The organism is Acidiferrobacter sp. SPIII_3, assembly GCF_003184265.1.
GTDB lineage: Bacteria > Pseudomonadota > Gammaproteobacteria > Acidiferrobacterales > Acidiferrobacteraceae > Acidiferrobacter.
In genome coordinates this window covers 642,847-664,482 of the sequence record NZ_CP027663.1, presented here as the reverse complement: position 1 = coordinate 664,482, position 21,636 = coordinate 642,847, and the positions used below count along the sequence as shown (strand labels likewise).

Below are 21,636 nucleotides of genomic sequence, written 5' to 3'. Positions count from 1 at the left end.
ATGAGGCAGAGGGCATCCGAATCCGCTGGCTTTTGGGGCTCGCCTCTGCTATAACGGAGGGCATGAACGATCCGGGCCAAGATGGGGGGGTGGATGTGTCGCACGTGCGCGTGCGCCTGATCCGTCCATGTGTCGCACGTGCGCGTGCGCCTGATCCGTCCGGGCGAACGCGCCGAGTGGGACCGCTTGATGCGCGCCCACCATTACCTGGGGCTTGCCGCGCTCGTGGGGCGCAGTCTGCGCTACGGGGTGGACAACCCCCTCCGTGTGGGGGTGGACAACCCCCTCCGTGTGGGGGTGGACAACCCCCTCCGTGTGGGGGTGGACAACCCCCTCCGTGTGGGGGCGGAGGCGGATGGCCAGCGGCTGGCGCTCGTAGGCTGGGCGTCGGCGGCCTTGAAGTGCGCCCCGCGCGATGCCTGGATCGGTTGGGCGAAGGCCTTGCAGTGGCAGCGCATCGGATTGATCGCCAACAACGCCCGCTTCCTGATCCTGCCGGGCGTACAGGTGCGGAACCTCGCCTCGCGGATTCTGGGCCAGAATCTCGCGCGTCTCTCGGCGGATTGGCAGGCGGTCCACGGCCACGGCCTTCTGCTTGGCCTGGACCTTCATCGATCCGGCGCGCTTTGCCGGCACCTGCTACCGGGCGGCCAACTGGATCGAACTCGGGCCCACGCGCGGCTTTGCCAAATCCAACGATACCTATGTCGCCCATGGGGCCCCTAAGCGGATCTGGGTGTACCCCCTCCATAAAAAGGCCCGGCTGATCCTCTCATCGCCACGCCCGCACCCAGACCTACCCCGCCAGGAGATGAAGACCATGACCCTGACCGACGTGGACGCAGCCGCACTCTTTGCGCGTCTGGGGTCCTTGGAAGACCCCCGTGCGAGGCGCGGGCTGCGCCACAGCCAGCGCTCGCTCATCGCCATCATCCTCTGTGCCGTGATCAGCGGGGCGCAGGGACCGACGGCCATCGGCGAATGGGTCAAACGCCTCCCGCCTGCGATGCTGCGTCGGTTGCGGTGCCGTAGGACCGCCGATGGCCGCTATGAACCCCCGTCCGAGCCCACCATTCGCCGCCTGTTGCAGACGATCGATATCGCGGCCCTGGAGGAGAAGCTCGGGGATTGGCTGCACACGCAGGGCGTAGCCGACCGATGGCCGCTATGAACCCCCGTCCGAGCCCACCATTCGCCGCCTGTTGCAGACGATCGATATCGCGGCCCTGGAGGAGAAGCTCGGGGATTGGCTGCACACGCAGGGCGTAGCCGATGAACCGGTGGCACTCGATGGCAAAACCTTACGGGGATCGCAGGATGGGGGTCATGCACGGCAACTGGTCGCTGCGTTCGGGCACACGAGCCATGTGGTCTTCAATCAAGTGGAGGTGGGAACCGGTGGCACTCGATGGCAAAACCTTACGGGGATCGCAGGATGGGGGTCATGCACGGCAACTGGTCGCTGCGTTCGGGCACACGAGCCATGTGGTCTTCAATCAAGTGGAGGTGGCCGACAAGGCGAGTGAGCAGAAGGCGGTAAAGCCCTTGCTCGACCCCTTGACCTTGGCGGGTCGGGTGGTGACCGCGGACGCCCTGCATACCCAAACAGAGACCGCCCGTTATGTGGTCGAGGACAAGCAGGCGCACTACCTCTTCACTGTTAAAGACAATCAGCCTACGCTCAAAGCCGACATCGAAGGCCTCCATCGGGAGGCCTTTCCCCCCAGCACGTGACGACGGATAAGGCCCATGGGCGCGTGGAGACCCGACGTATCTGGGTGAGCGATAAGCTCAATGGGTATGTGACGTTTCCCTATGCGGCCCAGGTGGCCTGCGTGGAGCGCGAGATCTTCCACGTCAGAAAACAAGACGACCCTCGAGCGGGTCTATCTGATTGGCAGCCAAAGCCGCACTGAAGCGAGCCCCGCACAACTGCTGGCCCAGAACCGGGGCCATTGGGGCATCGAGAACCGTCTGCACCACGTACGCGACATGGCCTATGACGAGGACCGTTGCCGGGCGCGGACCGGACACACCCCCCCCACACCCTCGCCTGCCTGCGGAACTTCACTATCAGCCTCCTGCGCCTGTTCCACGTCGCGAACATCAAGGCGGCACTGCGGGGCCTGGCCGCGCAGGCCGATCAGGTCTTGGCGATGCTGCGTCTGTAAAGCCCCTAAAACCAGAAGACAAGGCCCGCGCGGGGTTCCCCCGCCGCAGGCGTTCGCCTCGTTCTCGCCTTTTTGGGAGAAACTCTCCCCAAAAAGCGGTCCCCCCGCCGTTTCGGGCCGCCCACCCCATCGACTGCGCTCGCCTCAGGCGTTCAGTGATCGAGGCGCTGCGTGAGCGCGTGACTTTGACGGGACCGTGCGATCGGGTACGGGCCCATATCTTCCTCTGCATGTTGGCCTATTATGTCGAGTGGCACCTGAAGGAGGCCTGGCGCGAGCTGCTCTTCGCTGATGAGGATCAAGCGGCCAAGGCCACCCGGGACCCGGTGGCGCCGGCCGAACGCTCCGCCGCGGCGAAGGCGAAGGTCGCGCGCCGGCGCCACGAGGATGGCACCCCGATCCACAGCTTCCCCACACTTCTTGCGGAGCTCGCCACCATCGTGCGCAACACCGGCCATGCGGCCGGCAATGCCTGCCGCACCTCCGCTGAAGCCGATGCGCCGACCTTTTCCGTGACGACGCAACCCAATCCGCTGCAAGCGCGCGCCATGGCTCTCATCGACGCCCTCCCCGTGTAGGCAGGACGCGGAACAGGGATTCTTTCACAATGCCTTGAAAGGCCTAAGGAACACGTCTTTCGTTCGGGGCAACTTGAGATTAAAGAATGTCAGAAATGGCTATATGCTTCTGACGCACGCCAGCAATTCTCAATGTGGCGCTGATCATGGGCACCGAGTGGCGTCCCGCATGACGAGAAGGCGCCCAACATCCGGCACAGGCGCGTCCAGACAGACGCATTCTTGCATCGTCACCGGGGCGTCCCGCATGACGAGAAGGCGCCCAACATCCGGCACAGGCGCGTCCAGACAGACGCATTCTTGCATCGTCACCGGGTGATCCAGGCGCTGTCGCTTCACATTGAGAATTGCTGGACGCACGGAGACCACCCTCGGATGCCGCCCTCATTCCGCGAACCCAGCACGTCGCGAGTCAGGGTATGGGCAAACCGCTGTCTTTGCCGAAGATTCCGCTACGCAACGCCACCCCCTGAGCGAGATGGGTCTCGGCCGACACCCGATCCGCGGTGGTCATGCCCCCCAGGGCATAGACCGGCAGCAGGACCTCGGCGGCCAGCTCCTGGAAGCGCGCCCAGCCAAGCGGGGCCGCATCCGGATGGCTCGGCGTCGGCTTCACGGGCGAAAGCACCGCGAAATCGCAGCCCATGGCGGCCGCGCGCCGCAGTTCCACGGCATCATGGCAGGAGGCCCCGACGAGCGTCGCCGCCGGCCGGGCATCGATACGCGCCAGGCACGCGGCCGACAGATGGACGCCGTCGGCACAACCCACGAGTTCATCCGGATCGCCATTGACGATACACCGTCCACCGTAGGGGGCGAGAAGCGCCCGCAGATGCTGGGCATAGGCGCGCAGGCGCGAGGCCGGCCAGGGCTCGCGTAACTGCAACAGCAGGGCATCGCGGGCCGCGGCTTGCGCGAGCCGCTCCTCGAACAAGGCCTCGCCGAGCTGGTCGACATCGCTGATGAGATAGAGGGATGGCAGGCGCAGGCGTGCGAGAATCGGACGATCCGCGGGCAAAAACGGCAGATCCGGCAGCGTGTCCGGCGGGCACCAGCGGATCTCCTGGCCCTCGCGCCCCCGTGCCACACCCTCGTAGGCGTCCACCCGCCAGAACGCGAGATCGATCCCAGGCGGCGTGGCCGCGCGATAATGCGGCAGAAACGTGCAGGCCCCGACCGCGATATCGAGCTCCTCATGGAGCTCGCGCCTCAGGGCCTCGCTCTGCGACTCGCCCGGATCGACCTTTCCACCGGGAAATTCCCAGAGCCCCGCACCCGCCTTGCCTTCGGGCCGGCGCGCCACCAGCACCCGTCCGCCGCCATCCCGGATGATGGCGGCGACGACGCGCTCAGGTCCGGTAGGACCCGTTGATACGGACATAGTCGTAGGAAAAATCGCAGGTATGCATGACCGCCCGCCCATGGCCCTGGCCGAGATCGACACCGACTGTGATATCCGCGGCCGCCAAGGCCTTTTGGCCGGCCTCTTCGCGATAATCCGGATCGACCATGCCGTGACGGAATACCCGCACACCGTTTAGGCTCACGGTCACGCGATCCGGGTCGTCGAGGGCGATGGGCGCGCGCCCCACGGCCATGAGGATACGGCCCCAGTTGGGATCACTTGCGAACAAAGCGGTCTTCACGAGCGGCGAGGTGGCGATGGTGTCGGCCACGATGCGCGCCTCACCATCGGACCGGGCGCCGGAAACCTCCACGCGCACGAACTTGGTCGCGCCCTCGCCGTCGCGGACGATGGCCTGCGCAAGCTCGGCACAGACCTGCTCCAAGGCCTCGCAAAACCGGGTAAACGCCGGCCCCTCGGTGGCCGTCAGGCGCACGCCCGACCGGCCCGTGGCAAGCACCACCAAGGCATCGTTTGTCGAGGTATCTCCATCCACGGAGATGGCATTGAAGGTGGTCTTCACGGCCTGTGCGAGCGCCGCTTGCAGAATGGGGCGCTCAGCCCCGATGTCGGTCGCCACGAACGAGAGCATGGTCGCCATATTGGGGTGGATCATGCCCGACCCCTTGGCGATACCGGTGATCCGTACGGGTTTGCCTTCCAGGACCATCTCGCACGTCGCGCCCTTGGGCACGGTGTCGGTCGTCATGATGCCATGCGCCGCATCCATCCATCCGTCCTCGGAGGCCGCGCCCACGGCCGGCGGGATACCGGCGATCACCGCGGAGGCCGGCAGGCGCTCGCCTATGACCCCCGTCGAGAACGGCAGGACCTCGTCCGGCCGGCAGCCGAGCGCCTGCGCCAGGGCCTGGCAGCAGGCGCGTGCATCCGCGAGACCCGGCTCGCCGGTCGCGGCATTGGCGTAGCCGGTGTTGATGATGAGGGCGCGCGGTTCGGTCTGTTGCCAATGGGCCTTGGCGATCAGCACCGGCGCGGCCGCGAAATGGCTCTGGGTAAAGACCGCCGCGGCAGTGGTCCCGGAATCACATTGAATGACAACGAGGTCTTGCCGGGCCGCCTTGCGGATCCCGGCGGCCACGGTACCGAGCCGCACGCCGGCAATGGCACCAAGCGGCGGCATAGCCTTGACTCCCACAGCCATAATCGCTCCTTAGACGAGGCGCCCGTGACACTGTTTGTATTTCTTCCCCGACCCGCATGGGCACGGGTCGTTGCGGCCCACCTTGGGTCCCGCGCGCACCACGGTCTGCACCATGGTATCCATATCCGCCTGAGCGGCATCGAGGCTCGGATGGTCGTAGAACGTGACCCCCTGCTGGCGCCGCTGCTCATCGATCAGGTCGATATCGCTATCGTCCTGGATCTCGACCTGGACGATGGTGGTAATCACCTCGCGCTTGATGCGGTCTAGCATATGCGAAAACAGCTCGAAGGCCTCGCGCTTGTACTCCTGCTGCGGGCTCTTTTGAGCGTAGCCGCGCAGCTGTATGCCCTGGCGGAGATGATCCATGGCCGCGAGATGATCCTTCCATTGCAGATCGAGGACCTGGAGCATGATGGCCTTCTCCAGATGGCGCATGGTTTCCTCACCGATCTGTCCGGTCTTCTCCCGATAGCGCTCTTCGGCCTCCTTCTGGATGCGCGCGCGCAGGCCGTCCTCGTCGAGGCTGGCGTCTTCCTTGAGCCACTGATCGACTGGAAGATCCAGGCGCAGCTCGCGGTCGAGCGTCGCCTTCAGCCCATCGATATCCCATTGCTCCTCGAAGCTGCCCGGCGGCACATGTTCGCTTATGAAGGCATCGACGACATCACGGTGGATGGCCGAGACGCTCGCGCTGACATCCTCGGCCACGAGCAGTTTGTTGCGTTGCTCGTATATCACCTTGCGCTGATCATTCGCGACATCGTCGTATTCCAGCAATTGCTTGCGGATATCGAAGTTGTGCGCCTCCACCTTGCGTTGCGCGTTCTCGATGGCCTTCGTCACCCACGGATGCTCGATGGCATCGCCCGCTTCCATGCCGAGCTTTTCCATGAGCCCGGCCACCCGATCCGACCCGAAGATGCGCATCAGATTGTCTTCCAGCGAGAGATAAAAGCGGGTCTCGCCCGGGTCGCCCTGACGGCCGGAACGCCCACGCAACTGATTGTCGATTCGCCGCGACTCGTGGCGCTCGGTGCCGATCACCTTGAGACCACCGGCCGCGATCACGCGATCATGCCGCGCCTGCCACTCGGCGCGGACCCCTTCGCGCGCGGTCTCGTCGGGATCGGCACCCGGCGCCGTGTCGGGATTACCTCCGAGCACGATATCGGTGCCGCGCCCGGCCATATTCGTGGCAATCGTCACGGCACCCTCGCGGCCCGCCTGAGCGATGATATGCGCCTCACGCTCATGATGCTTGGCGTTCAACACCTCATGGGGGATGTTCGCCTTCTTCAGGAGCGCCGAAAGACTCTCCGAGCTCTCTATGGAGGCCGTGCCGACCAGCACCGGCTGCCCCTTCTTGTGGGCCTCCCCGACATCGGCGACGATCGCCACATGCTTTTCGGCGGTGGTCCGATAGACCTGGTCGCCATGGTCCTTGCGGATCGCCGGCCGGTGCGTCGGTATCACCGTCACCTCGAGGTTGTAGATCTCCTGAAATTCGAAGGCCTCGGTATCCGCCGTACCGGTCATGCCGGCCAATTTGTCGTAGAGCCGGAAATAATTCTGGAAGGTGATCGAGGCCAGCGTCTGGTTTTCGTTCTGAATCTCGACCCGCTCCTTGGCCTCGACCGCCTGGTGGAGGCCATCCGACCAGCGCCGCCCCGGCATCATGCGCCCGGTGAATTCATCGACGATCACGATCTGGCCGTCGGTCACGATATAATCGACCTCGCGGTGATAGATGGCATGCGCCCGCAAGGCGGCATTCAGATGATGCAAAAGGCCCATATTCCCCAGATCGTAAAGGCCTTCACCCTCCGCAAGCAGGCCGGCCGCGGCCAACAGGCGCTCGGCGGTCTCGTGCCCCTCCTCCGTCATGTAGACCTGCTTGGCCTTCTCGTCGACCGTGTAATCTCCGGGCGCATCCTCGGCCTCCTGCCTCTTCAACCGCGGGACGATGGCGTCGATCTTGACATAGAGATCGGTATTCTCCTCGGTGGGGCCGGATATGATGAGCGGCGTACGGGCCTCGTCTATGAGAATGGAGTCGACCTCGTCTACGACCGCGTAATGCAGGCGGCGCTGCACGCGCTCATCGGCGCTGAAGGCCATGTTGTCGCGCAGGTAATCGAAACCGAACTCGTTGTTCGTTCCGTAGGTGATGTCGGCGTTATAGGCCTCGCGACGCGCCGGTCCATCGAGCGTTGACACGATGGTCCCGACCGAAAGGCCCAGGAAGCGATAGAGACGCCCCATCCACTCGGCATCGCGGGAGGCGAGGTAATCATTCACCGTCACCACGTGCACGCCCGAACCCGGCAGCGCATTCAGATAGGCGGCGAGCGTGGCCACCAGGGTCTTGCCTTCACCGGTGCGCATCTCGGCGATCTTGCCTTCGTGCAAGACCATCCCGCCTATCAGCTGCACGTCGAAGTGACGCATACCGAGGACCCGGCGCGAGCCTTCGCGCACGACCGCAAAGGCCTCGGGGAGCAGCGCCTCCAAGGGCTCGCCGTTTTCCAGGCGTTGCCGGAACGTCGCCGTCTGGCCGCGCAGCTCGTCGTCCGACAAGGCCGCATAGCGGGACTCGAGGCCGTTGATCGCCGCCACCTTCTGGCGCATGCGCCGCACTACGCGATCATTGCGGCTACCGAAAAATCTACTCAGAACGTTGGCGGCCATAGCCCTCTGAACCGATCAGAAAAAGTCGCATTATGGCCGAAAAGGGGGTTTACTTGAACACTTTTCCGCTCAGTGTCGATCCGCGAGCCGCAGGAAGCCGATGGGATTGATGGGTACGCCGTGGAGCATGACCTCGAAATGCAGGTGCGGGCCCGTGGAGTAGCCGGTGTCTCCGACACGCCCCAGCAGCTCGTGCTTGGAGACGACCTGCCCGACGTGCACGTAGCGGGCGCTCAGGTGGGCGTACATGGTGACCTCGCCGTGACCGTCTTCGACCTTCACGAGCCGTCCGAAGCCACCGTCGCCACCGGCAAAGATGACGATCCCGGCCGCCATGGCGCGCACCGGCGTCCCTATGGGGGCGGCGATGTCGACGCCGGGATGGAAACCAGGCCGGCCGGTGAAGGGGTCCGGACGCGGGCCGAAGGGCGAGGAGATCCAGCCGCCGCGCACGGGCCAACCCCCTGGGGTGGTCAGCGCCATGACCCGGCGCGCGGCCAGCACCGATGCGAGCACGGTCATCTCAGCCGAACGCCGCGTGAAATCCGCCTTCAGGCGTTGCGCCACGGCCTTGAGGCCGGCCACGGTCCAGCCCGCGTCGGATATCGGCACGGCCGGGGCGGTCGTGAACGCACGCATCGCCACCGGTCGGCCGGGCAGCCGGGCGAGCGCCCCGAGGCGCGCCGACAAGGCATCGAGCCGGCTCGCGCGGGCGCGCAGCCGCCCTACCCTGGCCGCGAGTCGCGACAGATCGGTATGGCTGATCCGGGCGAGACGGCGGGCCTGGCCCAGCGCCGCCGCCGGCACGCCGGCACCCGCCGCACGCGCCCCCGGGGCATGGGCGGCGACCAGCCAAAAGGCGAGCGCCCCCAGGGTAAGCGGTAGAAGGCCGAACAGGATCAGGGCGCCGGCCACCATCGTGCGCAGATTCACGTTGACGGGACGGGAGCGCGCGTCGCCTTCGCGTAAAATGATGACGTTCATAGCGCCCGACGCTTGTGGGTCGCGGGCGCGAGCCGCTGCGCCAAGACATGGAGCTTTGTGATGAGGCGCGAGGAATCGGGCGAAGACACCGGCAGGGCGCGCATCGGTACAGAGTGCGCACGGGCGCGCGCCAACGCGATGCCAGTCGAATGGACCAGCCGGCGCTCCAGGCGCGCGAGTCGCACGGCGTTGGCATTGAGCGCGCCAAGCTCGATGGCCATGACATCGAGACCGGCGGCGGTATCACGCGCAAGCGACGTCACCTCGGCATGCGCCGCCGCGATGGGCGCGACGCCCGGCCCCTCACCCATCGAGTCGGGGACAAACACGCGCAAGAGACCATAGACACCAAAGGCCAGCAGCAGGGGGATCACGCCGGCACCCACGCCGATGGCGATGCGCCATTGGCGTGGACTCAAGCGCCACTGGCGATTCAAGCGGCTTCTATGACCCACGATCCGTAATGTCACATTCGCCGGCTTGCGCTCTTTCACATCGCCACCCTTGAAGGTCGTAACGCCGCCCGCGGACCCGGTTAAACCGCGGGCACCGTCCTGGCAAACGATATGGCCGGCCTATCCGTCTCCTCGAACGAGACGATCTCCCAGGCATCGCTATCCGCCACCAATACACGTAACAGGCGGTTATTCAAGGCATGTCCGGACTTACAGGCACTGAAGGCCCCGATCAGCGGATGGCCCAGAAGATAGAGGTCGCCTATCGCATCCAGGATCTTATGCTTGACGAATTCATCCTCGTAACGCAATCCGTCTTCGTTCAGGATGCGGAAATCGTCCATCACCACGGCATTGTCGAGGCCACCCCCCCGGGCCAGGCCATTCTGCCGCAGGGCCTCAAGCTGGCGCATGAAGCCGAAGGTGCGCGCGCGGCTGATCTCCTTAACGAACGAGGTCGTGGAGAAGTCGATACAGGCCACCTGGGTGGAGTTGCGGAAGATGGGGTGATCGAAGTCTATCGTAAACGACACCTTGAATCCGTCCCACGGCTCGAACCGGACCCATTTGTCGCCATCTTCGATCTCGATGGTCTTGCGAAGCCGGATGAAGCGCTTGTGGGCCGACTGTTCTTCGACGCCCGCCGACTGGATCAGAAAAACGAACGGGCCCGCGCTGCCATCCATGATCGGGACCTCGGGCGCGGTGAGGTCGACATAGGCATTGTCGATTCCAAGACCGGCAAACGCCGACATCAGGTGCTCGACCGTCGAAACCCGCGCGCCATTATGCTCAAGCGTGGTCGAGAGTCGTGTATCGCTGACATTCTCGGGGCATGCCCGTATTTCCACGAGCTGCGGCATATCCACGCGCCGGAAGATGATGCCGCTATCGACCGGGGCCGGACGCAGGGTCAGATAAACCTTCTCTCCGGTGTGTAATCCGACGCCCGTGGCCCGAATCACGTTCTTTAACGTACGTTGCTTTATCATGAGACTTCCGCGCTATGAAGCACAATAGCACCCTGCTGTCCACGCCGGACCTCCCTGTACGGCCGCCGGGCCAAGTTCCGGCATTGTCTTAAACAATAAAGACAAAATGCCATTCTGTCCAGGTCGGTGGCGGCCCGCGGCCGCAGCCGGCGCCCCTCTCCCGATAAACGGGCCTAATCGGCCTGGCGGCGCAAGAACGCCGGGATGTCCAGATAATCGGCCGCCCGGGCATCATGCTTCTCGCCGACCCGCCGGTTGCGGATCACGGTCGGGGTGTCGAGATCATCATAGTTCGGGGCCGCCGCGCCCACCCCCGCCGAGGCACCGCCCTTGGCGACCTTGAGGGCCACCGCCGCGCGCTTGTGGCCGCCGCCGAGACCGGTGGCGACGACCGTGACACGCATCTCGTCGTCCATGCTCGGGTCGATGGCTGTCCCTATGACCACCGTGGCATCCTCCGACGCGAACTCCTTGATGGTGTCACCGACCTCGGCGAACTCACCAAGGGACATGCTGGCGCCGGCGGTTATGTTGACCAGCATACCGCGCGCGCCGGCAATATCCACGTCCTCCAAAAGCGGGCTCGAGATCGCCGCGCGTGCCGCCTCGCGTGCCCGGTCCGACCCGCGCGCGACCGCGGACCCCATCATGGCCATGCCCATCTCGGACATCACCGTGCGCACATCCGCGAAGTCGACATTGATGTGGCCGGGGCGCGTGATGAGCTCCGCGATACCCTGCACCGCCCCCTGCAAGACCTGATTGGCCTTGCCGAAGGCATCGAGCAGCGACATGTCCCGGCCCACGACCGCCAACAGCTTCTCGTTTGGGATGGTGATGATGGAGTCCACGTATTCGCCGAGGTCACGGATCCCCTGCTCGGCTACGCTCATGCGCTTCTTGCCCTCGAAGGGAAACGGCTTCGTGATCACCGCAACCGTGAGGATACCCTGATCCTTGGCCACCTGCGCCACGATGGGCGCCGCGCCGGTGCCGGTGCCGCCACCCATCCCGGCGGTGATGAACACCATGTCCGCGCCCGCCAGGGCCTCGGCGATGCGCTCCCTGTCCTCCATCGCCGCCTGCCGGCCGATGCCGGGGTCCGCGCCGGCCCCCAGCCCCTTCGTTAGATTGGATCCGAGCTGCAAAACGACGTTGGCGGAAGACTTCTTGATCGCCTGCGCGTCGGTATTGGCGACGATGAACTCCACGCCATCGATATTGGACTTCATCATGTACTCGATGGCGTTACCACCCCCGCCGCCGACCCCTATGACCTTGATTACGGCCTGCTGGCCGCTTGCCTCTACGATTTCAAACATGGCCCGTTCTCCTGTCCTGTATGTGACGTCCGCACTGACTTTCCATGGTCAAAAATTCCCTTGAAACCAACTTTTCATGCGATTCAATATTTCCGTAAACCGTCCAGAGGCCTGGCGACCGACAACAGGCGTCATGGTCGGGCCGACGGTGTGTTTGTGCCCGTACAAGACGAGACCCACGCCGGTCGCGAAAATGGGGTTGTGGACGACCCCGCTCAAGCCCCCCACATACTGCGGGACCCCCAGGCGGACCGGCGTGTGGAACACCTCTTCCGCCAACTCCACCATGCCTTCCATCTTTGCGCTGCCCCCGGTAAGCACGATGCCCGACCCCAGAAGATCCATGAACCCGCTCTTGCGCAAATCGTCTGCGATCAGTTCATAGAGTTCCGTTATGCGCGGCTCGACGACCTCCGCGAGCGTCTGCCGCGACAGCTTGCGTGGCGGCCGATCGCCGACGCCGGGAACCTCCACCACGCCATCCTCCACGCCCTGACCGGAGGCGCAGGCCCATTGCTTCTTGATGTCTTCTGCGTATTGCGTCGGCGTACGCAACGCCACCGCGATATCGTTGGTCACCTGATCGCCGGCGATCGGGATCACGGAGGTGTGACGGATCGCGCCCTGCGTGAATACCGATATATCGGTCGTGCCGCCGCCGATGTCGACCAGACATACGCCAAGCTCCTTTTCGTCTTCCGTCAACACCGATAGGCTCGAGGCCAGCTGCTCCAGGATGATGTCGTCGACCTCGAGCCCGCAGCGGCGCACGCACTTGACGATGTTCTGGGCGGCACTCACCGCGCCGGTCACGATGTGAACCTTGGCCTCCAGGCGCACGCCGGACATGCCGATCGGCTCGCGGACACCCTCCTGGCGGTCGATGATGTACTCCTGCGGCAGGATATGGAGGATCTTCTGATCGGCGGGAATGGGCAGGGCGCGCGCCGCCTCGAGCACGCGATCGACATCCCCTTGCCCGACCTCCTTGGTCTTGATGGCCACAATCCCATGCGAGTTGACGGAATTGATGTGGCTCCCGGCAATCCCGGCATAGACCGAATGGATCTGGCAGCCGGCCATGAGTTCGGCCTCTTCGACGGCGCGTTGAATCGACTGCACGGTCGACTCGATATTGACGACCACGCCCTTTTTGAGGCCCCGCGACGGCTGATGGCCGACTCCTATGATTTCGATCGCGCCATCGCGCCCGATCTCGCCTACGATCGCAAGCACCTTGGACGTCCCTATATCCAGCCCCACCACGAGCCGAGCGTCACCCTTTCTTGTCATTTCTTATCCCCCGAGCCCGTCTTCCAGCCTATGGCAAAGCCGTTCGTGTACCGCAAATCGACCTGTTGCATCGTGCGCCGCCTGGCGGCGAGCTGGGGGAACACCGTCAAAAAGCGGGTAAGCCGCGCGCATGCCTTGCGCCCCAGAACGAGCTGCGGTCCGCCGCGCAGGGCCAGCCGCCAGGTACCGCGATCGGACAGGTCCACGGCCGTGATAACAAGCCCCGCAGGCTTCAAAAGCGCCTGAAGCCGTCCATAGTGCACCCACATCTCCCGCTCGCTGCCAGCCGGCCCCTGGAAGACCGGGAGCCCCGCCGGCGGCTCGTAGCCCTGCAGATGGACATGCCCGCCGCCGGTGTCGACCCACCCGCCGTGCCCCCAGCGCGCCGCAAGACGCAAGCGCCCCACATAAATCACAAGGGCGCGCGGGAAGCGCCGCTCGACGCGCACCGATCCGACCCACGGCACGCCGGCCACGGCGGTGCGCACGGCATCGAGGGGCAGGGTGTAGAAATTGCGGTAGAGAAATGGCCGCACGGCCGCCACGAGCAGGGGTTGCGGTATGTGCCCGAGATGACCGATGACGCGCACCGAGCGCACCGGGAATCGGTTGGGGGCAAGCACCGCGCGCACACCCAGGGCCACCGCCACCCCCGCGAAGATCACAAGCGCGATACGCGCGTGGCGCCGGTCGAGACGGCGCACCGGACCGGCCGAGCGGAAACCGCGGCGATCGTGCGCCAGTCGCGTCCTGATATCCGCCCCAATCCTCATGGCGCCTCCAGGGTTTCGGATAGGATCGCAAGCACCAGGTCCTCGAAGGACAGGCCCGCGGCGCGCGCTGCCATCGGGACGAGGCTGTGGTCGGTCATGCCCGGGACGGTATTGAGTTCGAGCACATACGGTGCGCCGTCGCGATCGGCCATGATATCGACGCGCCCCCAGCCGCGCGCGCCGAGCGCCTTGAAGGTCGCCCAGGCCAGCGCCTGCATGGCACGTTCTTCTTCGATCGACAGACCGGACGGGCAATGATAACGCGTGGTGTTCAGGAGGTACTTGGCCTCGTAATCGTAGAACGCCTGCGGGGTCTCGAGTCTTATAACCGGCAAGGTGCGCTCGCCGACGATGGCGCAGGTGTATTCGGGACCCGTGATGCACGCCTCGGCAAGCACCGGGCCGTAGGCGCGCGCCTTGCGAAAGGCCTCGCCGAGACCCGCCGATGACAGGACCTTGCTGACCCCGATGCTCGAACCCTCGGACACCGGTTTCAGGATGAGCGGGAACCCGAGCGCGGCGACCGTCGCGAGATCCGCCTCATGGTGGAGCAGGCGAAAGTCGGGCGTGGGCACGGATGCGGCGCGTAACACCGCCTTGGTCAACATCTTGTCCATGGTCACGGCCGAGGCCGCCACCCCGCTCCCCGTATAAGGCATGCCCATCACCTCGAGCAGGCCTTGCACGCAACCGTCCTCGCCGAAACGGCCGTGAAGCGCGATGAAAGCGCGGTCGTAACCTTCCGCGAGACGCGCCGCGAGGTCGTGTCCGACGTCGATCCCATGGGCATCGACGCCACGCGCCCGCAGGGCCGCGAGCACCGCCTGACCGCTCTTCAGGGACACGGCGCGCTCCGCGGACATGCCTCCATGGAGGACCGCGACCTTCCCGTAACGACTCATACGGCCTCTCCCACGATCTTGACCTCGGGACTCAACAGGATGCCGGTGCGCTCCTGGACCAACGCCTGGACCCGACCGATCAGGCATTCGATATCGGCGGCGCACGCGGTGCCATCATTGATGATGAAATTGGCATGGCGCGGCGAGACCATCGCGCCCCCTTCACGCAACCCCTTGAGGCCCGCGCCCTCGATCAGACGGCCGGCGTGGTCGCCCGGCGGGTTCCGGAACACCGATCCGGCATTGGCGGTGTGCATGGGTTGGGTGCGATTACGAATCGCCAGATGCTCCCGGATACGCGCCATGCCCACCTCGGCATCACCCACCGGTAAATCGAAGGAGGCGCTCACAAACCATTCCTCGCGGGATGATGCGGCCCGTCGATAGGCGATCTCGAAATCGGCGCACGTACGCCGGTCGACCCGGCCGTGTCGGTCGATGGTCTCGACGGCGGTGACATACTCCCAGATCTCATGTCCGCCAGCCCCGGCGTTCATCGCCAATGCCCCGCCCACCGTGCCAGGTATCCCCGCCAGAAACTCGAGGCCCGCGTAGCCGGACTGGACGCAAAAGCGTGCCAATTTGGCGAGCGGCACGCCGGCCTCGGCGCGCACGGTCGCGCCCGCGATGCCAAGATCGCCAAGCCCGCCTGCGGTGACGAGGACCGCCCCCCTGAATCCGCCGTCACGCACCAGGGTGTTGCTGCCAAGACCGAGCCACAGCAGCGGGCTGTCACGATGCGCGGATAGAAACGTCGCGAGCGCGGCGACCGTCGGTGGCACATAGAAAAGATCGGCCGGCCCACCGACGCGCCAGGTGGTCCGTCCCGCGAGACGTTCGCCGTAACGCACGGCGACCTCGCCCTCAGGGATCAAGGCGCTCATTGTTCCCTCCTGAACGCATCCGGCAGGGTCAAGGCCGCCTGACCGATATTGCCGGCGCCGAGCGTCAATACGAGGTCATGGGCCGCCACCACCGGGGTCAGGATCCGTGGCAGATCGGCCAGGCTTTCGACAAACACCGGATGGCGCCCGCGGGCCCGCAGCGAGCGGCACAAGGCGCGGCCATCGGCGCCGCTGATGGGGGCCTCGCCGGCCCCATAGACCTCGGTCACGAACAGGTTGTCGACATCCGCCAGGGCGGATGCGAAATCCTCTAGCAGGTCGTGCGTGCGCGTGTAACGGTGCGGCTGAAAAACCACCACCAGCCGGCGATCGGGCCACCCACCACGCGCGGCGGCGAGTGTTGCCCTGATCTCGCGCGGGTGGTGGGCATAATCATCGACGAAAAGGACATCGCCGCCCGGGAGCTCCGAAAGGGCATTGATCTGAAAACGGCGCCCTATACCCGAGAAGGTCCTGAGACCGCGGGCAATGTCTTCACGCTTGGCGCCCAGTTCATGCCCGGCGGCGATAGCGGCGAGCGCGTTCAGGACATTGTGACGCCCCGGATGGCGCAGCGATGCGCTAAGCCAGGCCTCCTCGCCCTGGTAGGCGACCGTGAAATGCATGTTCTGTCCTTCCTGGACGATGGCATGGGCGCGCATCTCGGCATCATCGCTCACCCCGTAGGTAAGCACCGGCTTATGGATATCGGGCAACAGTTCACGAATCACCGGATCATCGACGCATACGATGGCGAGCCCATAGAAGGGCAGATTATGCAGGAACGCCAGAAATGCCTGCTTCAGGCGCTGAAAGTCCCCGCCGTACGTGGCCATATGGTCGGAATCGATATTCGTGACGATCGCGATCAAGGGCTGGAGATGCAGGAACGAGGCGTCGCTCTCGTCGGCCTCCGCCACGAGATAGCGGCCGCGCCCGAGCCGCGCATGGCTGCCTACGCTGTTCAAACGACCGCCGATGACAAAGGTGGGATCGAGCCCGGCCTGCCCGAGGACGCTTGCCACAAGACTCGTGGTCGTGGTCTTGCCATGGGTCCCGGCAACCGCCACCCCTTGCTGCAAGCGCATGAGCTCGCCCAGCATCTCGGCGCGCGGGATCACCGGGATCTTGGCCGCGCGCGCGGCCAGGACCTCGGGGTTCTCGGGTGCGATCGCCGATGACACGACCACCACATCCTGCGCGCACACAAGACCCTGGTCATGGCCGATATGGACCTTGATTCCGAGACCCGCGAGCCGCCGGGTGGTGGCGCTCTCGGCGGCGTCCGATCCCGATACCTCGAACTTGAGGTTATGGAGGACCTCGGCGATACCGCACATGCCGGCCCCGCCTATGCCCACGAAATGAATGCGATGGACATTATGCATGAGCGACCTCCAGGCATGCGGCCACGATGCGTTCGGTGGCATCGGGCATGGCGCACGCGCGGCTGCGCTCGGCCATGCGCATGCCCACCTCCGGCGAGCGCGCGAGCCCCTCGATGAGCTCCGCGACATGGGACGGGGAGAACTCCGCCTGCGGGATGCACAAGGCCGCCTCGCGATCCACGAGGAAACGGGCATTGGCGGTTTGATGGTCATCGGTGGCGTACGGAAACGGGACCAGCACGGCGGCAATTCCCACCGCGCACAATTCCGCGATCGTCATCGCGCCCGCGCGGCACACGACGACATCCGCCCACTCGTATTCGGCGGCCATGTCATCCAAAAATGCCGTGACCCGCGCCTCGATCCCGCGCGATGCGTAGGCCTCCTTGGTGGCGCTAAACTCGCGATTCCCGGTCTGGTGATGAACGACGGGCCGCCACGCCGGATCGATCAATGCTACAGCCTGCGGCAAGACGCCGTTCAATATCGACGCCCCCTGGCTGCCCCCCACGACGAGCACGCGCAAGGGCGGAGTGCGGCCTTTGAGGCGGGTCTCGGGATGCGCGACGTTCAGTATCTCCGAACGCACCGGATTGCCGGTGTGCATGGCCCCGGGTAGCGAGCGGAATGCCTCCGGAAAACCGCACAACACGCGATCGGCGAGCAGCGCGAGCCAGCGGTTGGTGAGGCCCGCCAGCGCATTTTGCTCGTGCACGACAAGCGGGATACGCATAAGCCAGGCGATGATGCCGCCGGGACCGGCGACGAAACCGCCGAGCGCGAGCACGACATCCGGCCGCCGCCGCCGGAAGATCCGGTAGGTCTGCCAGAGCGCAACGCTAAGGCGCCCCGGCAGAAACGCCAGGTCACGCAGCGATCCGCGTCGCAGCCCCTGAATCGTGATCCAGTCCACGGAGAAGCCGGCGGCCGGCACCACGCGCGCCTCGAGACCGCGCTCCGTACCGATCCAGGCAACCGCCACCCCCTGGGCGCGCAAGGCGCGGGCCACGGCCAGGGCCGGAAATACATGCCCCCCGGTACCGCCGGCGGCGATCAGGACGGTCTTCATCGCGAGGCCCCCTGGGCCTTGCGCTCGCGATCGATGCGCAGCAAAAGCCCGAGCGCGGTGCAGCTCATCAAGGTGCTCGAACCGCCATAACTCAACAGCGGCAATGCCAGCCCCTTGGTCGGCAAAACCCCCATGTCGACCCCCATATTGATGATCGCCTCCAGGCCGATCAGGATGGCGACCCCTTGGGCGACATAACAGGAGTAGAGATCGCCGTCCCGGCGCGCGGCCTCGGCAATCTGAAAGGCGCGGACCACGAGGATGGCGAAGAGCCCGATCACAAACAGCACACCGGCAAGCCCGAACTCCTCGGCTATGATCGCAAACAGGAAATCGGTATGCGAGGCCGGCAGGTAATAAAGCTTCTGGACGCTCAGGCCGAGACCGCGGCCGAGCCATCCCCCGCGCCCGAAGGCCATGAGCGACTGGACCAGCTGATAACCATCGCCCTTCGCGCGCGCGAAGGGGTGCAGGAAACCTATCACGCGGTCCTCCCGATAGCGGGACGCCAGGATCAGCAGCACACCGGCCCCCGCCGCCGAAAGAACCACCGCCACGAAGTGGCTCAGGCGCACACCCCCCACGAACAGCATGCCGAAGGCCACCGCCCACAAAATCACCTCGCTGCCCATGTCCGGTTCGAGCAGCAAGAGGACCCCGGTGACCATGAGCAGCATGGCTACCGTCAGGATGCCGTGGGTGAATTCGCTCAGGCGATCCTGGCGGCGCACGAGATAGCCGGCGAGATAGAGGACCAGGAACAATTTCAGGAATTCGGAGGGCTGGATATTGATCACGCCCAAAGACAACCAGCGCGCCGAACCATTGACGCGCACGCCGACGTGCGGGATCAGGACCAACACCAGGGCGGCAAGCCCCCCCATCAAAAGGTAGGGAGACATCCGGCGCCACACCACGGTCGGAATCCGCACCACCACGGTGAGCGTGATGATACTGATGGCGGTATTCACGGCGTCGTGCCAGAGATAATAGGTGCTGTAGCCCACCTCGTGGACCGCCACGAATGCCGATGCCGAGTACACCATGACAAGCCCAAACCCGAGCAACGCAAGCAGGGTATACAGGAGGACGGAGTCCAGGGGCGGCGGGCGGCGCATGACCGCGACCTCTTTGGCATCAGCCATGGGCACCCCCGGGACCTTCCACAACGAGCCGCTGAACCGCGTCCACGAACACCTCACCGCGATGGGCGTAATTCCGGAACATGTCGAAGCTCGCGCACGCCGGGGACAGCAATACCTGGTCCCCGGTTTGCGCGTGCTCGCGCGCCATGAGCACCGCCTCGTCCATGTCACGCGCATGAACGATCGGGCAACAACCATGCAAGGCCTCTTCGATGCGCGCGGCATCGCGTCCGATCAACACAACCGCCCGCGCCTTGCCACGCACGGCCGCGGCGAGCGGCGCGAAATCCGCCCCCTTGCCATCGCCGCCCGCGATCAGCACCACCGGACCGCCAAGGCCGGCCATGGCCGCGGCGGTCGCGCCCACGTTCGTACCCTTGGAGTCATCTATCCAGTCGATGCCATCACGGCGCCCGACGATCCGGGTCCTGTGGGCCAGGCCCTGGAACGTCTGGACCGCCTCCGTCATCGCCGCAAGATCGCGGGTCACCGTGGTCGCAAGCGCGAATGCGGCCAGGACATTGGCGACATTATGGCGCCCGGGGATCGGCACGGCGGCCTCCGGCATCAAGGGTTGACGCCCACATGCCAGCCACGATGCGCCGGCCTGGTCGATCAATCCGAAATCATGTCCTATTGGGCGTCCCAGCCCGAAGGTGACGACCTCTCGATCCTCATGCGCCATGGCGATGACCCACGGGTCGTCGCGATTGACGACCATGCGCCCGACCCCGCCGAAAATGCGCGCCTTGGCATGCGCGTATTCGGACAGATCATCGTAGCGATCCATGTGATCGGGGCTTATGTTCAAAACCGTCGCCGCCTGGGCATTCAAGCTCTCGGTCGTTTCGAGCTGGAAGCTCGAAAGCTCAAGCACATAGACATCGGGCACGGGCTGATCCAGGAGCGATAGCGCGGGGATGCCGATGTTGCCGCCGACGGCGACCTTGAGGCCGGCGCGCGCCAGCATGGCGCCGACCAGCATCGTGACCGTACTCTTGCCGTTCGAGCCGGTGATGGCAATGACCGGCGCGAGACAGGCGCGCGCGAACAGTTCGATGTCGCCGACTACGGCTGTGCCCATGTGCCGTGCCGCGGCAATGGCCGGCTCCTTGAGCGACAGGCCGGGACTCACCACCAGAAGATCGGTGCCGATCAGAATATCTTTGCGGAAATCCCCGAGCAGCACCGGCACCTGCGGGTGGCGGGCACGCAGCGACGGGAGCAGCGGCGGGGCCGGGCGCGTGTCACATACCGTGACCTCATAACCCTGGGCCCGCAGATAGTCCACGCACGACAGGCCGGTCTCGCCCAGCCCCAGAACGATGGCCTGCCGGGTCATGGCCGCCCCCCGAGGGTCGAAAGCCCGATCAGCACGAGGATGATGGTGGCAATCCAAAAGCGCACGATCACGCGCGGCTCCGGCCAGCCCTTGAGCTCGAAATGGTGATGTAAGGGGGCCATCCTGAAGACCCGCCGTCCCGTCAGTTTGAACGACCCGACCTGCAACATGACCGAGAGGGTCTCGGCCACGAACACGCCCCCCATGATAAAGAGCAGGAGCTCCTGGCGGATCACCACCGCCACGATGCCCAGGGCGGCGCCCAATGCCAGCGCGCCGACATCGCCCATGAACACCTGCGCGGGATAGGCGTTGAACCATAGGAACGCCAGCGTCGCCCCTATGATGGCGCAGCAAAAGACCAGCAGATCGCGCGCCCCGGGCACAAAGGGATGGCCGACCTGCGCGGCCAGATGCGGAGAACCCGCGACGTAGGCCAGCACACCGAGCGCACCGGCCACGAGCGCGGTCGGGAAGGCGGCAAGCCCGTCCAGTCCGTCGGTGAGATTGACGGCATTACTGGCGCCGGTGATCACCAGAAACCCGAGGAGCACGAACGGAAACGCCCCGAGCCGGACGAGCGGATGGGCCATCCACGGGAGATAGAACGCGGTATCCGCCCCCTTGCGCGCCGCGACATAGACCGCGGCCGCGGCCGCGATCGAGACCAGGGTCTGGGAGACGAACTTCGCGCGCGCCCCTATTCCGCGGGGATTCTTGTGCAGAAGCTTCACATAGTCGTCGGCCCAGCCGATGGCCCCAAACAGCAGCAGGGTCACGAGCGCGATCCATGTGGTGCGGCTGTCGGGACGCATCCACAGGATCGTCGAGGCCGCGATCGCAAACAGCATGAGCACACCGCCCATGGTCGGCGTGCCGGCCTTCTGATAGTGGCTTTGCGGACCATCCTTGCGAACCGTCTGGCCGATGAGTCTCACGGTCAGTCTGCGGATCATGGCGGGCCCCGCGGCGATGCCTAGGGCGAAGGCCGTCAGAAACGCAAACAGGGCGCGCCAGGCCAGCAGATCGGTGGCCGGGGTGGTGGCAAATGCCTTCATGATGAGCAGGAACATCCAGCCC

General features: G+C 65.3%; 21 protein-coding genes. 5 read left to right on the top strand and 16 right to left on the bottom strand.

Annotated elements, in window-relative coordinates; genetic code table 11:
• Window positions 1-129: 129 nt before the first annotated feature.
• The 5 genes from C4901_RS18400 (at window position 130) to C4901_RS03475 (ending at window position 2,749) form a co-directional block, all read left to right on the top strand.
• Window positions 130-726, top strand: coding sequence for a Druantia anti-phage system protein DruA (locus C4901_RS18400; protein WP_110136158.1), 597 nt, complete (start codon window positions 130-132; stop codon window positions 724-726).
• An 85-nt stretch (window positions 727-811) separates the two neighbouring features.
• Complete coding sequence (locus C4901_RS19095; protein WP_370445960.1) at window positions 812-1,171, top strand: transposase family protein; 360 nt, start codon at window positions 812-814, stop codon at window positions 1,169-1,171.
• Window positions 1,172-1,326: 155 nt separating this feature from the next.
• Window positions 1,327-1,734, top strand: a complete 408-nt coding sequence (locus C4901_RS03485) for an ISAs1 family transposase (protein WP_168185523.1) — start codon at window positions 1,327-1,329, stop codon at window positions 1,732-1,734.
• A gap of 278 nt (window positions 1,735-2,012) precedes the next feature.
• Entirely contained in the window at window positions 2,013-2,171 is a 159-nt protein-coding gene (locus C4901_RS17485) for a hypothetical protein (protein ID WP_168185522.1), read from the top strand.
• Between the two features lie 155 nt (window positions 2,172-2,326).
• Entirely contained in the window at window positions 2,327-2,749 is a 423-nt protein-coding gene (locus tag C4901_RS03475; protein ID WP_110136154.1) for a hypothetical protein, read from the top strand.
• A gap of 412 nt (window positions 2,750-3,161) precedes the next feature.
• Here the strand turns inward: C4901_RS03475 and C4901_RS03470 are convergent, their stop codons facing one another.
• The 16 genes from C4901_RS03470 to mraY form a co-directional block, all read right to left on the bottom strand.
• Entirely contained in the window at window positions 3,162-4,130 is a 969-nt protein-coding gene (locus C4901_RS03470; protein ID WP_168185521.1) for a Nudix family hydrolase, read from the bottom strand.
• Window positions 4,099-5,316, bottom strand: a complete 1,218-nt coding sequence (gene argJ, locus C4901_RS03465; RefSeq protein WP_110136152.1) for a bifunctional glutamate N-acetyltransferase/amino-acid acetyltransferase ArgJ — start codon at window positions 5,314-5,316, stop codon at window positions 4,099-4,101. Before argJ ends, C4901_RS03470 begins: the two co-directional genes overlap by 32 nt.
• A 9-nt stretch (window positions 5,317-5,325) precedes the next feature.
• Entirely contained in the window at window positions 5,326-8,007 is a 2,682-nt protein-coding gene (secA, locus tag C4901_RS03460) for a preprotein translocase subunit SecA (RefSeq protein ID WP_110136151.1), read from the bottom strand.
• 69 nt (window positions 8,008-8,076) lie between these two features.
• A complete protein-coding gene (locus tag C4901_RS03455) occupies window positions 8,077-8,991 on the bottom strand; it encodes a M23 family metallopeptidase (protein WP_110136150.1) in 915 nt (304 codons plus the stop codon).
• A complete protein-coding gene (locus tag C4901_RS03450) occupies window positions 8,988-9,485 on the bottom strand; it encodes a hypothetical protein (protein ID WP_110136149.1) in 498 nt (165 codons plus the stop codon). The genes C4901_RS03455 and C4901_RS03450 overlap by 4 nt, the downstream gene beginning before the upstream one ends.
• 41 nt (window positions 9,486-9,526) lie before the next feature.
• On the bottom strand, window positions 9,527-10,438 hold the full coding sequence (lpxC, locus tag C4901_RS03445) for a UDP-3-O-acyl-N-acetylglucosamine deacetylase (RefSeq protein WP_110136148.1): 912 nt from the start codon (window positions 10,436-10,438) through the stop codon (window positions 9,527-9,529).
• Window positions 10,439-10,611: 173 nt separating this feature from the next.
• Window positions 10,612-11,760 (bottom strand): cell division protein FtsZ, encoded by a 1,149-nt coding sequence (gene ftsZ / locus C4901_RS03440; RefSeq protein WP_110136147.1) that lies wholly within the window; start codon window positions 11,758-11,760, stop codon window positions 10,612-10,614.
• 48 nt (window positions 11,761-11,808) lie between these two features.
• Window positions 11,809-13,053 carry a cell division protein FtsA gene (gene ftsA / locus C4901_RS03435; RefSeq protein ID WP_110136146.1) on the bottom strand — a complete coding sequence of 415 codons (1,245 nt, stop codon included), beginning with the start codon at window positions 13,051-13,053 and terminating at the stop codon, window positions 11,809-11,811.
• Complete coding sequence (locus C4901_RS03430) at window positions 13,050-13,826, bottom strand: cell division protein FtsQ/DivIB (protein WP_110136145.1); 777 nt, start codon at window positions 13,824-13,826, stop codon at window positions 13,050-13,052. The genes ftsA and C4901_RS03430 overlap by 4 nt, the downstream gene beginning before the upstream one ends.
• Window positions 13,823-14,728 carry a D-alanine--D-alanine ligase gene (locus tag C4901_RS03425; RefSeq protein ID WP_110136144.1) on the bottom strand — a complete coding sequence of 302 codons (906 nt, stop codon included), beginning with the start codon at window positions 14,726-14,728 and terminating at the stop codon, window positions 13,823-13,825. Before C4901_RS03425 ends, C4901_RS03430 begins: the two co-directional genes overlap by 4 nt.
• Window positions 14,725-15,612 (bottom strand): UDP-N-acetylmuramate dehydrogenase, encoded by an 888-nt coding sequence (murB, locus tag C4901_RS03420; protein ID WP_110136143.1) that lies wholly within the window; start codon window positions 15,610-15,612, stop codon window positions 14,725-14,727. Before murB ends, C4901_RS03425 begins: the two co-directional genes overlap by 4 nt.
• Complete coding sequence (murC, locus tag C4901_RS03415) at window positions 15,609-17,000, bottom strand: UDP-N-acetylmuramate--L-alanine ligase (RefSeq protein ID WP_110136142.1); 1,392 nt, start codon at window positions 16,998-17,000, stop codon at window positions 15,609-15,611. Before murC ends, murB begins: the two co-directional genes overlap by 4 nt.
• Complete coding sequence (gene murG / locus C4901_RS03410; RefSeq protein ID WP_110136141.1) at window positions 16,993-18,069, bottom strand: undecaprenyldiphospho-muramoylpentapeptide beta-N-acetylglucosaminyltransferase; 1,077 nt, start codon at window positions 18,067-18,069, stop codon at window positions 16,993-16,995. Before murG ends, murC begins: the two co-directional genes overlap by 8 nt.
• Window positions 18,066-19,214 (bottom strand): putative lipid II flippase FtsW, encoded by a 1,149-nt coding sequence (ftsW, locus tag C4901_RS03405; protein ID WP_110136140.1) that lies wholly within the window; start codon window positions 19,212-19,214, stop codon window positions 18,066-18,068. Before ftsW ends, murG begins: the two co-directional genes overlap by 4 nt.
• A complete protein-coding gene (murD, locus tag C4901_RS03400) occupies window positions 19,207-20,556 on the bottom strand; it encodes a UDP-N-acetylmuramoyl-L-alanine--D-glutamate ligase (protein ID WP_110136139.1) in 1,350 nt (449 codons plus the stop codon). Before murD ends, ftsW begins: the two co-directional genes overlap by 8 nt.
• Window positions 20,553-21,629, bottom strand: coding sequence for a phospho-N-acetylmuramoyl-pentapeptide-transferase (gene mraY, locus C4901_RS03395; RefSeq protein ID WP_110136138.1), 1,077 nt, complete (start codon window positions 21,627-21,629; stop codon window positions 20,553-20,555). The genes murD and mraY overlap by 4 nt, the downstream gene beginning before the upstream one ends.
• Between the last annotated feature and the right edge of the window lie 7 nt (window positions 21,630-21,636).

Excerpts from the sequence above, each read along its gene's own strand:
- lpxC (WP_110136148.1), bottom strand. The coding sequence starts at position 10,438 with ATGATAAAGCAACGTACGTTAAAGAACGTGATTCGGGCCACGGGCGTC.
- murG (WP_110136141.1), bottom strand. The coding sequence starts at position 18,069 with ATGAAGACCGTCCTGATCGCCGCCGGCGGTACCGGGGGGCATGTATTT.
- C4901_RS03485 (WP_168185523.1), top strand. The coding sequence starts at position 1,327 with ATGCACGGCAACTGGTCGCTGCGTTCGGGCACACGAGCCATGTGGTCT.
- C4901_RS03470 (WP_168185521.1), bottom strand. The coding sequence starts at position 4,130 with ATGTCCGTATCAACGGGTCCTACCGGACCTGAGCGCGTCGTCGCCGCC.
- C4901_RS03455 (WP_110136150.1), bottom strand. The coding sequence starts at position 8,991 with ATGAACGTCATCATTTTACGCGAAGGCGACGCGCGCTCCCGTCCCGTC.
- argJ (WP_110136152.1), bottom strand. The coding sequence starts at position 5,316 with ATGGCTGTGGGAGTCAAGGCTATGCCGCCGCTTGGTGCCATTGCCGGC.
- ftsA (WP_110136146.1), bottom strand. The coding sequence starts at position 13,053 with ATGACAAGAAAGGGTGACGCTCGGCTCGTGGTGGGGCTGGATATAGGG.
- mraY (WP_110136138.1), bottom strand. The coding sequence starts at position 21,629 with ATGTTCCTGCTCATCATGAAGGCATTTGCCACCACCCCGGCCACCGAT.
- ftsZ (WP_110136147.1), bottom strand. The coding sequence starts at position 11,760 with ATGTTTGAAATCGTAGAGGCAAGCGGCCAGCAGGCCGTAATCAAGGTC.
- C4901_RS03430 (WP_110136145.1), bottom strand. The coding sequence starts at position 13,826 with ATGAGGATTGGGGCGGATATCAGGACGCGACTGGCGCACGATCGCCGC.
- secA (WP_110136151.1), bottom strand. The coding sequence starts at position 8,007 with ATGGCCGCCAACGTTCTGAGTAGATTTTTCGGTAGCCGCAATGATCGC.
- C4901_RS03425 (WP_110136144.1), bottom strand. The coding sequence starts at position 14,728 with ATGAGTCGTTACGGGAAGGTCGCGGTCCTCCATGGAGGCATGTCCGCG.
- murC (WP_110136142.1), bottom strand. The coding sequence starts at position 17,000 with ATGCATAATGTCCATCGCATTCATTTCGTGGGCATAGGCGGGGCCGGC.
- murD (WP_110136139.1), bottom strand. The coding sequence starts at position 20,556 with ATGACCCGGCAGGCCATCGTTCTGGGGCTGGGCGAGACCGGCCTGTCG.
- C4901_RS19095 (WP_370445960.1), top strand. The coding sequence starts at position 812 with ATGAAGACCATGACCCTGACCGACGTGGACGCAGCCGCACTCTTTGCG.
- ftsW (WP_110136140.1), bottom strand. The coding sequence starts at position 19,214 with ATGGCTGATGCCAAAGAGGTCGCGGTCATGCGCCGCCCGCCGCCCCTG.
- murB (WP_110136143.1), bottom strand. The coding sequence starts at position 15,612 with ATGAGCGCCTTGATCCCTGAGGGCGAGGTCGCCGTGCGTTACGGCGAA.